Genomic DNA, 13,011 nt, shown 5'->3' on the forward strand with positions numbered 1-13,011 from the left:
TTATACAGTTATGCTGTGAGTATATACAGCCCCGGGCGATTTTGAAACCACAAATTAAGCAAAAAACCAGCGACTTAAACTATTCTGGAAGGGCTATCGCAAATGTGACCAAAGCAAGGTGGCCCAGGTTGCAACCGCAAGGATAATCGCTATCAATACGGCGGCGGAACCCATATCTTTGGCTCGCCCTGAAAGCTCGTGGTACTCGGTGCCGACACGGTCAACCAGCGCTTCAATGGCGCTGTTGAGGATTTCGACAATCATCACCAAAACAACCGAGCCAATCAGTAAAATACGCGTGATGGGGTCCACGTCCAGCCAGCAGGCGATGATGATAGCGATAACCGCCGCTACGCCCTCCTGACGAAAGGCGGCTTCGTTGATCCAGGCCGCACGCAGCCCCTTCCACGAGTAGCCTGCAGCCTTAATAATGCGGGTGATGCCGGTGGTATTATTCGCCATTCAAGGAAACCTTTTTAAATATTGAGCGTCAATGCTCGCTGAGTCTAAATCGCAGCGCCACAGAAATTCCCCAGAGTTTCTGATATCCTTGCGGCGCATTTGCATTATTAACCTGAGGCTTTACATCGTTTATGTCAGGCTGGCCAAGAATTTACTACAAATTACTGAATTTACCATTAAGCGTTCTGGTAAAGAGCAAGTCTATCCCGGCGGATCCCCAAACCGAACTCGGTCTGGACCCTTCACGCCCCATCATGTACGTCCTGCCCTACAATTCTAAGGCAGACTTACTGACGCTGCGTGCTCAATGTCTGGATCACGATCTGCCCGACCCGCTGGAACCTCTGGAAATTGACGGCGTACTGCTGCCGCGCTACGTGTTTATCCACGGCGGGCCGCGCGTCTTCACCTATTACACGCCAAAAGAAGAGTCGGTAAAACTGTTCCACGATTATCTGGATCTGCACCGCAGCAATCCCGATCTCGATGTACAGATGGTGCCGGTTTCCGTGATGTTCGGCCGCTCGCCAGGGCGCGAAAAAGGGGAAATCAACCCGCCTTTACGCACGCTGAACGGCGTCCAGAAATTTTTCGCGGTTTCCTGGCTGGGTCGCGATAGCTTCGTGCGTTTCTCGCCGCCGGTTTCGCTTCGCCGCATGGCAACCGAACACGGCACGGACAAGATTATTGCCCAAAAATTGGCTCGCGTGGCGCGCACTCACTTTGCCCGCCAGCGCCTGGCCGCCGTTGGCCCGCGCCTGCCGGTCCGCCAGGATCTCTTCAACAAGCTGCTGGCGTCAAAGGCGATTGCCCGCGCGGTAGAAGATGAAGCCCGCAGCAAGAAAATCTCCCACGAAAAAGCGCAGCAAAACGCCGTCGCGCTGATGGAAGAGATTGCCGCGAACTTCTCCTACGAAGCCGTACGTCTGACGGACCGCGTTTTAGGGTTAACCTGGAACCGCCTCTATCAGGGCATTAACGTGCATAACGCCGAACGCGTACGCCAGCTTGCCCATGACGGCCACGAAATCGTCTATGTGCCCTGCCACCGCAGCCACATGGACTATCTGCTGCTTTCCTACGTGCTTTATCACCAGGGGCTGGTTCCGCCGCACATTGCCGCCGGGATCAACCTGAACTTCTGGCCAGCCGGGCCGATTTTCCGCCGCCTGGGCGCGTTCTTTATTCGCCGTACCTTCAAGGGTAACAAGCTTTACTCCACGGTATTCCGCGAATACCTGGGCGAACTGTTCAGCCGCGGCTATTCCGTTGAATACTTTGTCGAGGGTGGCCGCTCCCGTACCGGCCGTTTGCTGGATCCTAAGACCGGCACGCTGTCGATGACCATTCAGGCCATGCTACGTGGCGGCACTCGCCCGATCACTCTGGTGCCGATTTACATCGGTTACGAGCACGTCATGGAAGTGGGCACTTACGCGAAAGAGCTGCGCGGTGCGACCAAAGAAAAAGAGAGCTTCATGCAGATGGTGCGCGGCCTGAGTAAGCTGCGCAACCTCGGCCAGGGTTACGTTAACTTCGGCGAACCGCTGCCGCTGATGACCTACCTGAACCAGCATGTTCCGGAATGGAAAGACTCTATCGATCCGATAGAAGCAATTCGCCCGGCCTGGCTGACGCCAACGGTGAATGATATCGCTGCCGATATCATGGTGCGTATCAACAACGCAGGGGCCGCTAACGCCATGAACCTGTGCTGTACCGCGCTGCTTGCTTCACGCCAGCGTTCACTGACCCGTGAACAGCTTACCGAACAGCTCGACTGCTACCTGAACCTGCTGCGTAACGTGCCGTATTCTCCGGATGCCACCGCACCAACGGTTTCCGCTGACGCGCTGATCGACCACGCGCTGCAGATGAACAAGTTTGAGGTGGAAAAAGACACCATCGGTGACATCATCATTCTGCCGCGCGAGCAGGCCGTGCTGATGACCTATTACCGCAACAACATCATGCACATGCTGGTGCTGCCGTCGCTGATGGCGTCCATCATCACTCAGCATCGCCACATCTCGCGCGCGGAGCTGCTGCGTCAGATAGAAGTCATTTACCCGATGCTGAAAGCCGAGCTGTTCCTGCGTTGGGAAAAAAGCGAACTGGGCAGAGAAATCGATGCGCTGATCGCCGAGATGGAGCGTCAGGATCTGGTCATGGTTGTCGGTGACGAAGTGCAGATCAACCCTCACCGTTCACGCACTCTGCAGCTTCTGGCGGCGGGCGTGCGCGAGACAATCCAGCGGTATGCCATCACCTTCTGGCAGTTGAGCGCCAACCCGTCGATCAACCGCGGGACGCTGGAACGCGAAAGCCGCACGGTGGCGCAGCGACTTTCCGTTCTGCACGGCATTAACGCCCCGGAATTCTTTGATAAAGCGGTCTTTACCTCGCTGGTGCTTACCCTGCGCGATGAAGGCTATATCAGCGATACCGGTGATGCAGACGCGACCGAAACCATCAAGGTTTACCAGATGCTGGCCGATCTTGTGACCTCGGACGTACGTCTGACGATTGAGAGCTCCGCTTCTCAGGACGTGGTTTCTTAATTCAGCAGAAACGAAAAAGGCGGGTAATTAACCCGCCTTTTTTATTGCCTGAAGACTGACTCAGAAATGCAGGTAGCTCAACGCCAGGCCCAGGAACAGCACCAACCCGACATAGTTATTGTTCATAAACGCTTTAAAGCAGCCTTCGCGCTCGCGTTTGGCGATCAGCTTCTGCTGATGCACAAACAGCCCGCCCGCCAGCAAAATTGACCAGTAGAACAAGCCCCCCAGCCCATTGAGCCAGCCCACAACGCCCATCAACAGCATGGTGGCGATTTGCAGCAGGCCGATGATCAGCTTATCGTTGCGGCCAAACAGAATCGCCGTCGACTTAATACCAATCTTCAGGTCGTCGTCGCGGTCGACCATCGCATACTGTGTGTCGTACGCCACGGTCCAGCAAATGTTAGCGAAGAACATCAGCCAGCAGCTTAGCGGCACCGATTCGCTGGCGGCGGCAAATGCCATAGGAATGGACCAGCCAAAAGCCGCACCCAGCACCACCTGAGGCAAATGGGTGTAGCGCTTCATAAACGGATACACCCATGCCAGCGCCAGGCCGGCCACGGACAGCAAGATCGTCATGGTGTTGAGCGTCAGCACCAGCAGGAAAGCCAGGCCCACCAGCACCGCGAACAGCACCTTCGCTTCTTTCTCAGAAACTGCGCCACTGGGCAGCGGGCGCTGCGCGGTACGCTTTACGTGACCATCAAATTTACGGTCGGCATAATCGTTCACCACGCAACCCGCGGCGCGCATCAGCCAGACGCCAGCGATAAAAACAACCAGATTCAGCAGCGAGGGTAAGCCCGGGGTGGCCACCCACAGCGCCCACAGCGTGGGCCATAGCAGCAACAAAGCGCCAATGGGCTTATCGGTACGCATTAACCGGTGATAAGCCAGCAGTTTTCCCTGCTTAAGACTCCACTCCATTATTTTTCCTCTTCGTACAGCGGAGATGCCGGCAGGAACAGTTCGGTCAGCAACAAAGGCTTACCGGAAAGTCTCAGTCGGGAACGGCGTCCCCACAGTTCGGCGCTGCGGCCAATCTCAATATAGTCACGCGTCAGGGTTGATGAACTAAAAAGGTAGCGCCCGAGCGGCGTATCGCCAAGCTTTTGCAAAGCCAGCTCAGGGCCATCAAGCGTGCTTTCAGGCACCACGGTGCGCCCCAGCAGCCAGGGTTCGTCATCCCCGCAGAGGATAATTTCCCGCAGCCAGTAACGCGCAGAGGCAGGTAATAAATCGGCTTCGGGCAAATCATTGCCAGCAGGGACAAAACCTTCGCGCACGATGCGGACGGTGACTTTTTGGCAGTGCTGTTCGAAGCGTTTAGTCATCGAATCTTCCAGCAACAGCCAGTCGAGATAAGCGGAGCTAAGCCCTTGCGGGACCTCAGTGTAGAAATTCAGGGCGCGCAACGGCGACAGCGCGTCGGACATGGGAATACTCTCCGATACATAACCTGATGGCATTGTAACGCAGAACATCACCCGGCGGGCAATGAATGGCAACACTCGCGGCAAATACCGCAACAATTGAGCAACAGCAGCTTAAAGCTTTTAGGCTACGGAAAAAAAAGGTGCGCCTGAGCGCACCAATACTTCAAGCATCAGCAACGTGGGGAGAGAATTACCCCTTGCCTTTTACACTGCTGATAAAAGTTTTACGGGCGGAGGTGGAACCCAGGCGCTCGGCTTCATTCAGCAGTTTCAGGGCTTTATCAATGTCGCCTTTATCCACAGCCTGTTTAATCGCGCGGTTAAAGTAGCTTTCCGTATCATTGAGCATCGGCTCGCTCTTCGCGGCCGGGGCCGGGGCCGGAGCAGATGCGGCAACTGGCGCTGGGGCAGCGGCCGGAGCGGAGTAGGCCGGCGGCGGGGTTACGTTACCCACGACAATAGGCTTCGTATCGGATCCGCCGAAGATCTTACCGATCATGATGTTGCCGCTGTTCTGTTCGGTTTTCACTTGTACCGTCAGCGTACCCTGCCCGCTGTGGCGGGCAATCGGGTCGGCAACGTCAGGAATCGCGTTACTTGCCCCCTCGGCATAGAGCTTCGCCGGGTTGATCATCCGGGTGGTTTCCGTCAGATCGTGTTTGGTGGTGTAGACCAGCATATAAATCTGCTTCTGACCCATCATCGGAGTCAACTTCATGACGTTTTCCAGACGGTTGCCGGAGGTCATGCCCGGTTTCTGGTACTGGAAGTAACTGCTCGGGAAGAAAGCAGAAGGCTGCATCTGCCCGTCGAGAATCAGGACGTTTGGCGCATAAACGCTCAGGTCTTTTACCAGGCTGGTCAGCGTGATTTCCAGTGAGCCCTGATCCGCTGGCAGCACGAAGGCGGCTACGCTCCCGGTGAGTTCCCCGACGTTAAGGCTGGCCGAAGAAGCGCTCAGGACCACATCCTGGCTAACGGGTGGCATCAACGGAATCCACGGCAGACTTTGTAATTTTTCCGTAGGAATAGACGGTGCGGTTGAGACATTCTGTGGGTTAATCGCCGTGTTGGCAGCAAAAGCGGCCGGCACGGAGGATAAGCCCAGAACGGGAAGCAGGCAAAGCGCGAGAAGATGTTTTTTCATTGTTTTATCCTCGAAGCGAACCCGTCTCCTTCAGGCAAAAAAGAGACGGGTCAGGCATGTGAAACCGGCGGGCGCTAAGCACCCGCGCGGCGGGTTAACTTACCACCAGACTTCCATCTGAGCACCGAAGGTGACTTCGCTGTCGTTGCCGCGGCTGAAAGTACGGGCGCTGGTATCGCTGAAAGCAATCCCGCCTGGCGTGCCAGCTACGAAGTTAGCGTCATTGGAATCACCGGAGGAGTAGCCCCATTTTTCATCCCACTTGGCGTAGGTTGCAAAGACGCGGATAGCCGGACGAGACCAGATGCTGTTCCCCGCCTGCCACTGCTGTGCCAGGGTGATTTTGTACTGGTTGTTGCTCTTGTCGGTCAGCTGAGACTTCACGTTGTCGTAGCCAACTTCCAGCAGGGTGCTCATGATTGGCGTCCATTTGTACATAGGACGAACGCCCACGGTCCACCACTGGGTACCGTTCTTATCATCACGGTTGATATCCTGGTACATACCCACGTACATCAGGCCCCAGGTATCGTTGAAGTCGATCGCCCCGTGGTCGATCACGCGCAGCATTTTACCGTCGTTGTTTTGGAAGGTATTCGGGCGCCCGGTGCCGTTGGTTTGCGCCATCGCGTTGGTGCCGTACTGCACCACAAATTTGTTCAGGCTGGTGCCGAGGAAGGTCTGGGTATGCTCCACGGTACCCAACCAACCATTTTTAGTCGGATCCTGCACGCCATAATTGTAGTCGTAGTGCTTGCTGGTATTGGCGCGACCGTAATCAAAGCCAACTTCCAGAGAACCGCCTGGGTTCACTTCCATTTGGCCTAAACGGATATCAAAGATATCGTTCGCCAGATCTTGTTTTTTGGTCGTGCCGTTGATGAAGGCTTCTGAACCGCCCGCTTCACCGTTACGGGTTGCGGCCAGGGAGAGTTTACCGAAGCCCAGGTTAATATCTTCCAGGCCAGCACCCGGGCCAGAAACGTCCCAGTAGTAGAAGTCGATCATGTGGACGTCATGACGTTTGTAGTAGCGCTTACCTGCCCAAATATTGGCCCCCGGCAGCGCGTCGATCAGGTTTTTACCCACCACGTTCATCTGACGTACGCGCGGGCCACCGTTGGTGTCCTCGTCATCGTTCAGCTGGTTGGTGGCATAACCAATCATAGTGTCAACATAGAAGCTTTTATCGGCTTCCTGCCAAACTTGCTGACCTAACTCAATTTCAGCATAAGTTTCACATTCGTTACCCAGACGGTATTTAGAACCGGCACCTGTCGCTTTAAAACACTGCTGCTGGCCGCCGCTACCTGTCCAGCCAATACCGGAACGAGCATAACCCTTGAAGTCAACGGCGCCGGCCTGTGCAGACACGATGCCTGCAATCACGGCGACCGCCAGTGGGAGTTTGCGCAGAGTAATCATCATTCTATCTCCTGAGATCATTGCTTTTCTTTTTTATGGGAATGCTTAAACGCCGGGCTCTTGATGCAACCGACGACATGCGGTGCCATCTTCTCGGAACAGATGACAGCGCTCTGGCGGCAGGCCAATAGCGAATGTGGCACCCTCTTTTACCAACACCACGTCGTTCTGGCGGTAAACCAGGTTTTGACGAATGGCGGGGATTTGGATGTGAATCTGAGTCTCATGTCCCAACTGCTCAACGACCTGCACTTCCCCTTCAAGGGTGACATCAGCAATGTCGCTCGGCAGCAGGTGTTCCGGGCGAATGCCAAGTGACATATTGGCCCCCACCTGAACGTTGCGGCTTTCCACCGGCAGCCAGACATGCTGACGGTTAGGCAATTCCACCTGCACCTGGTCAATGGCCGTCGCGGTCACTTTTACCGGCAGGAAGTTCATTTTTGGCGACCCGATAAAGCCCGCCACAAAGCGGTCTGCCGGGTAGTGATACAGTTCTAGCGGTTTCCCGACCTGCGCAATCCGGCCGGCATCCAGCACGACGATTTTGTCGGCCAGGGTCATCGCCTCAATCTGGTCGTGGGTCACGTAAATCATCGTGCGGCCCAGGCGCTTGTGCAGGCGGGAGATCTCAATGCGCATCTGCACACGCAGTGCGGCATCCAGGTTGGAAAGCGGCTCATCCAGCAGGAACACTCGCGGCTCCGCCACCAGGGTTCGGCCAATCGCGACGCGCTGACGTTGCCCACCGGACAGCGCCTTCGGGCGGCGCTCCAACAAATGCGCGAGCTGTAAGGTTTCGGAAACCTGATTTACGCGCTGGTTGATCTCGTCTTTTTTTGCCCCGGCAAGCTTCAGGCCAAAGGACATGTTTTCGGCGACGGAGAGATGGGGATAGAGGGCGTATGACTGAAAGACCATGCCCACGCCACGCTCGGCGGGAGGGGTGTCATTCATCCGTTTTTCACCAATCAGCAGCTCGCCGCTGGTGATGGTTTCAAGGCCTGCGATCATTCGCAGCAGCGTTGATTTACCGCAGCCAGATGGCCCGACAAAAACCACAAACTCTCCCTCATTGATGTCGAGATTGATATCTTTCGACACCACCACGTCACCCCAGGCTTTTGTTACGTTCCGTAGCTGCACGCTCGCCATTACCACTCCCTCATTACTGCCGCCTGCCGTCGGACAGGTGATTCAAGATGTGTCCGACTATGAGGGATAGCTACATTTGGTAAATCCTCCGCCCTATGGCTTTTTTATGGGGGAGGAGGCGGGAGGATGAGAGCGTGGTATCTGCAACCGGTTGCAGGCGGCACAAGGGATTTTCGTGATCGCGGCTTCAGTTTTCGCTGTGTTTTTATGTGCGCCAGGACACATAACGCTGAGTTATGCAAAGCAGATCACAGATAACTGCCCAGGGGCGTAGAGCAAAGGAGGATGAGAAGCGCTTGCCATCTCCGCAGACTTAGCACCGTGAATCTGCACTACCCTATGAAGCGCACACCACCACTCAAAAGGATGGGAACATGAAAATGAAAACCGGCGCCCGCGTTCTCGCTTTGTCAGCCCTGGCAACGATGATGCTTTCCGCCTCTGCACTGGCAAAAATCGAAGAAGGCAAACTGGTCATCTGGATTAACGGCGATAAGGGCTACAACGGCCTGGCCGAAGTCGGTAAGAAGTTTGAGAAAGATACCGGTATTAAAGTCACCATTGAACATCCTGATAAGCTTGAAGAAAAATTCCCACAGGTGGCGGCAACCGGCGATGGCCCGGACATTATCTTCTGGGCTCACGACCGCTTCGGTGGCTATGCGCAGTCCGGTCTTTTGGCCGAAATCACCCCAGACAAAGCCTTCCAGGACAAACTCTATCCGTTTACCTGGGACGCCGTACGTTACAACGGCAAATTTATCGCTTACCCGATTGCGGTAGAGGCGCTGTCGCTGATTTATAACAAAGACCTGGTCCCAAACCCGCCGAAAACCTGGGAGGAGATCCCCGCCCTGGATAAAGAGCTGAAGGCCAAAGGTAAGAGCGCGCTGATGTTCAACCTGCAGGAACCGTACTTCACCTGGCCGCTAATTGCGGCAGACGGCGGGTATGCCTTCAAGTTCGAAAACGGCAAATATGATGTGAAAGATGTGGGCGTAGACAGCGCGGGGGCGAAAGCCGGCCTGAGCTTCCTGGTCGATATGATCAAGAACAAGCAGATGAACGCCGACACCGACTACTCAATTGCCGAAGCCGCGTTTAACAAAGGCGACACGGCGATGACGATCAACGGCCCGTGGGCCTGGTCTAACATAGACAAGAGCAAAATCAACTACGGCGTGACGCTGCTGCCTACCTTTAAAGGCAAGCCGTCTAAACCGTTTGTCGGCGTCCTGAGCGCCGGTATCAACGCCGCCAGCCCGAATAAAGAACTGGCGAAAGAGTTCCTTGAGAACTACCTGCTGACCGACCAGGGTCTGGCAGATGTGAACAAGGACAAACCGCTCGGTGCCGTGGCGCTGAAATCGTTCCAGGAGCAGTTGGCGAAAGATCCACGCATTGCCGCCACCATGAATAACGCCCAGAAGGGCGAGATTATGCCTAATATTCCTCAGATGTCTGCCTTCTGGTATGCGGTACGCACCGCGGTTATCAATGCCGTTAGCGGCCGCCAGACAGTTGATGCTGCGCTGAAGGATGCACAGGGACGTATCACTAAGTAAATCTTGCCCCTCACCCCGGCCCTCTCCCCATAGGGGAGAGGGGGAATTCGGACGGAGCCCGGTTCTCTCCCGCTGGGAAGACGGAATTCGGACGGAGCCCGGCTCTCTCCCGCTGGGAAGACGGAATTCGGATTGAGTCCGGTTCTCTCCCGCAGGGGAGACGGAATGCGGATTGAGCCCGCTTCCCCGCTGGAGTGAGAAAACAGGCCCTTTCTGTCCCCTCTCCCCCTTGGGGAGAGGGTTAGGGTGAGGGGAAATAACACGCTGTAGAGGAACACCCCATGGATGCAGTTAAAAAGAGCCGCTGGTGGCAAAGCGAGGGACTGAAATGGTCACTCATCGGGGCATTAGGCCTGCTGGTTGGCTATCTTGTGGTTTTAATGTACGCCCAGGGGGAGTACCTGTTCGCCATAATGACGCTGATTTTAAGCTCACTTGGCCTCTATATTTTTGCTAACCGTAAGGCATACGCCTGGCGCTACGTTTATCCCGGCATGGCCGGCATGGGGCTGTTCGTCCTCTTCCCGCTGATCTGCACTATCGCTATCGCTTTTACCAACTACAGCAGCACCAACCAGCTGACGTTTGAACGCGCGCAGCAGGTGCTGATGGACCGCCAGTACCAGGCAGGCAAAACGTTCAACTTTGGCCTTTACCCAGACGGCAATGAATGGACGTTAGCGCTCACCGACGGGGAAAGCGGGAAAAACTATGTCTCGGACAAGTTTACCTTTGGTGGTGAACAAAAAATCCGGCTGAAAGAAGCCGATGCGTTGCCAACCGGCGAGCGCGGCAACCTGCGCGTGATCGCCCAAAACCGCCAGGCGCTGAGCCAGATAACCGCTGTGTTGCCGGATGAAAGTAAGGTGGTGATGAGCTCGCTTCGCCAGTTTTCCGGCACACGCCCGCTCTACACTTTGGCGGAAAACGGCGAGCTGACCAATAACCAGACCAGCGTAAAATACGCCCCGAACGACCATATTGGTTTTTACGAGTCGGTAAACGCCGACGGCAGCTGGGCCGGAGAACAGCTAAGCCCGGGCTATACGGTCACCATCGGCTGGAAAAACTTCCTGCGCGTTTTTCACGATGACGGGATCCAAAAACCGTTCCTGGCTATCTTCGTCTGGACAGTGATTTTCTCGGTGCTGACGGTGATTCTTACCGTCGCTGTGGGGATGGTGCTAGCCTGCGTAGTGCAGTGGGAAGCGCTCAAAGGCAAGGCGGCTTACCGCCTGTTGTTGATTCTGCCCTACGCCGTACCTTCGTTTATTTCCATTTTGATTTTCAAAGGCTTATTCAACCAAAGCTTTGGCGAAATCAATATGATGCTGAGTGCACTGTTCGGCATTAAGCCCGCCTGGTTCAGCGACCCAACCACCGCTCGCTCAATGATCATCATCGTCAATACCTGGCTGGGTTATCCCTACATGATGATTCTGTGCATGGGGCTGCTGAAAGCGATTCCTGACGATCTTTATGAGGCGTCGGCGATGGACGGCGCGGGCCCGTTCCAGAACTTCTTTAAAATCACGCTCCCGCTGCTGATTAAGCCGCTCACGCCGCTGATGATTGCCAGCTTCGCCTTTAACTTTAACAACTTCGTTCTGATTCAGCTGCTGACCAACGGCGGCCCGGACAGACTCGGGACGACCACGCCAGCGGGTTATACCGACCTGCTGGTGAGCTACACCTACCGCATCGCCTTTGAAGGCGGCGGCGGTCAGGACTTTGGCCTGGCTGCAGCTATCGCAACGCTTATCTTCCTGCTGGTGGGCGGCCTTGCGATTGTGAACCTGAAAGCCACCCGCATGAAGTTTGATTAAGGAGACCGACGATGGCCATGGTGCAACCCAAATCTCAAAAGCTGCGTCTGTTTCTCACGCACTTTCTGCTGCTGCTGTTTATCGCGGCAATCATGTTCCCGCTGCTGATGGTCATCGCCATCTCGCTGCGTCCGGGTAACTTTGCCACCGGGAGCCTGATCCCGGACCAGGTTTCATGGGAACACTGGAAGCTGGCGCTTGGCTTTAGCGTTGAGCACGCGGACGGTCGCGTCACGCCGCCACCGTTCCCGGTGCTGCTCTGGCTGTGGAACTCGATAAAAATTGCCGGGATCACGGCGATAGGTATCGTTACCCTTTCTACAACCTGCGCCTACGCTTTTGCCCGTATGCGTTTCCCCGGGAAAGCCACGCTGCTGAAAGGGATGCTGATTTTCCAGATGTTCCCGGCGGTGCTGTCTCTGGTGGCGCTGTATGCCCTGTTTGATCGCCTGGGCCAGTACATTCCGTTTATTGGTCTGAACACGCACGGTGGGGTGATCTTTGCGTATTTAGGCGGGATAGCGCTTCACGTCTGGACGATTAAGGGTTATTTCGAAACGATTGATGGTTCGCTGGAAGAGGCTGCCGCGCTGGATGGCGCGACGCCGTGGCAGGCATTCCGTCTGGTGCTGCTGCCGCTGTCGGTACCGATTCTGGCCGTGGTCTTTATTCTGTCGTTTATTGCCGCGATTACCGAGGTGCCGGTGGCTTCGCTGCTGCTGCGCGACGTGGACAGCTACACGCTGGCCGTGGGGATGCAGCAATACCTTAACCCGCAGAACTACCTGTGGGGCGATTTTGCCGCCGCGGCGGTGCTCTCCGCGATACCGATTACCGTTGTGTTCCTGCTGGCCCAGCGCTGGCTGGTGAGCGGCCTGACCGCTGGCGGGGTGAAAGGTTAACGTTTATCCCTGAAAGTCATTTGCTTCATCTTTATGCCATACCACTGCAACCCTCACTTTGACCTTAGCACTTTATTCAGGCGGCCCCAGGGCCGCCCTTTTTTATTCCCGCTTCAGGCGCTGGCTGTTACACAACCAAAGCGTAATCACCAGCACCAGAATCGCGGCCGAGTAGATCAGCACGTCCAGCGGCGAACTGTGGTCAATGATAATCAGGCGAACAACTGCGGTAATGCCGATGTAGATAAAGTAGCGCAGCGGGAAGTGATAGCCCGACTGAAAGTACTTCACAATCAGCGCGATAAATTCGAAATAGAGGAAATAGACCACCAGCCCCTCGATAAACAGATACGAGCTGGCGTCATCCCCCGGCGCAAACAATACGGTGGCCAGGTGAATGGTCTCTTTGCCGAGGAAGATAATCAAAATCAGCCCAAGGGCTAACAGGCCCAGATTAAGCACCGTCTGCATGACGGTAGAAATCCAGGAAAAACGCGGTGTCGCAGGCATAACGGCCTCTCATTTT

Annotated in this window: 11 protein-coding genes; 4 read left to right on the top strand and 7 right to left on the bottom strand. The window is 55.5% G+C overall.

What is annotated here, in order from left to right:
- Positions 1–93: 93 nt before the first annotated feature.
- Positions 94–462 (bottom strand): diacylglycerol kinase, encoded by a 369-nt coding sequence (locus F3J28_RS15680; protein WP_008455840.1) that lies wholly within the window; start codon positions 460–462, stop codon positions 94–96.
- A 131-nt stretch (positions 463–593) separates the two neighbouring features.
- Here F3J28_RS15680 and plsB point away from each other — a divergent pair, with 131 nt between their 5' ends.
- Positions 594–3,023, top strand: a complete 2,430-nt coding sequence (gene plsB, locus F3J28_RS15685; protein WP_166877601.1) for a glycerol-3-phosphate 1-O-acyltransferase PlsB — start codon at positions 594–596, stop codon at positions 3,021–3,023.
- Between the two features lie 60 nt (positions 3,024–3,083).
- Here the strand turns inward: plsB and ubiA are convergent, their stop codons facing one another.
- The 5 genes from ubiA to malK all read right to left on the bottom strand — a co-directional run bounded on the left by ubiA (position 3,084) and on the right by malK (position 8,192).
- On the bottom strand, positions 3,084–3,956 hold the full coding sequence (gene ubiA / locus F3J28_RS15690; protein WP_166877604.1) for a 4-hydroxybenzoate octaprenyltransferase: 873 nt from the start codon (positions 3,954–3,956) through the stop codon (positions 3,084–3,086).
- Positions 3,956–4,465 carry a chorismate lyase gene (gene ubiC, locus F3J28_RS15695; protein ID WP_008455844.1) on the bottom strand — a complete coding sequence of 170 codons (510 nt, stop codon included), beginning with the start codon at positions 4,463–4,465 and terminating at the stop codon, positions 3,956–3,958. The genes ubiA and ubiC overlap by 1 nt, the downstream gene beginning before the upstream one ends.
- 190 nt (positions 4,466–4,655) lie before the next feature.
- Entirely contained in the window at positions 4,656–5,612 is a 957-nt protein-coding gene (malM, locus tag F3J28_RS15700; RefSeq protein WP_166877607.1) for a maltose operon protein MalM, read from the bottom strand.
- Between the two features lie 99 nt (positions 5,613–5,711).
- Entirely contained in the window at positions 5,712–7,040 is a 1,329-nt protein-coding gene (locus tag F3J28_RS15705; protein ID WP_166877610.1) for a maltoporin, read from the bottom strand.
- A gap of 42 nt (positions 7,041–7,082) precedes the next feature.
- The gene (malK, locus tag F3J28_RS15710; protein WP_008455848.1) at positions 7,083–8,192 is read right to left on the bottom strand and encodes a maltose/maltodextrin ABC transporter ATP-binding protein MalK; all 1,110 of its coding nucleotides are present in this window, start codon (positions 8,190–8,192) and stop codon (positions 7,083–7,085) included.
- A 374-nt stretch (positions 8,193–8,566) separates the two neighbouring features.
- On the opposite strand from malK, the gene malE reads away from it, so the two are divergent.
- From malE to malG, 3 genes are all read left to right on the top strand, one after another.
- Complete coding sequence (malE, locus tag F3J28_RS15715; RefSeq protein WP_008455851.1) at positions 8,567–9,757, top strand: maltose/maltodextrin ABC transporter substrate-binding protein MalE; 1,191 nt, start codon at positions 8,567–8,569, stop codon at positions 9,755–9,757.
- Positions 9,758–10,038: 281 nt separating this feature from the next.
- On the top strand, positions 10,039–11,583 hold the full coding sequence (malF, locus tag F3J28_RS15720; protein WP_166877613.1) for a maltose ABC transporter permease MalF: 1,545 nt from the start codon (positions 10,039–10,041) through the stop codon (positions 11,581–11,583).
- 11 nt (positions 11,584–11,594) lie between these two features.
- Positions 11,595–12,485 carry a maltose ABC transporter permease MalG gene (malG, locus tag F3J28_RS15725; RefSeq protein ID WP_008455854.1) on the top strand — a complete coding sequence of 297 codons (891 nt, stop codon included), beginning with the start codon at positions 11,595–11,597 and terminating at the stop codon, positions 12,483–12,485.
- A gap of 102 nt (positions 12,486–12,587) precedes the next feature.
- Here malG and psiE read toward each other — a convergent pair whose 3' ends face one another.
- Entirely contained in the window at positions 12,588–12,995 is a 408-nt protein-coding gene (gene psiE, locus F3J28_RS15730) for a phosphate-starvation-inducible protein PsiE (RefSeq protein WP_008455857.1), read from the bottom strand.
- Positions 12,996–13,011: the final 16 nt, after the last annotated feature.

It is taken from the genome of Enterobacter sp. Ap-1006 (genome assembly GCF_011752835.1).
GTDB lineage: Bacteria > Pseudomonadota > Gammaproteobacteria > Enterobacterales > Enterobacteriaceae > Cedecea.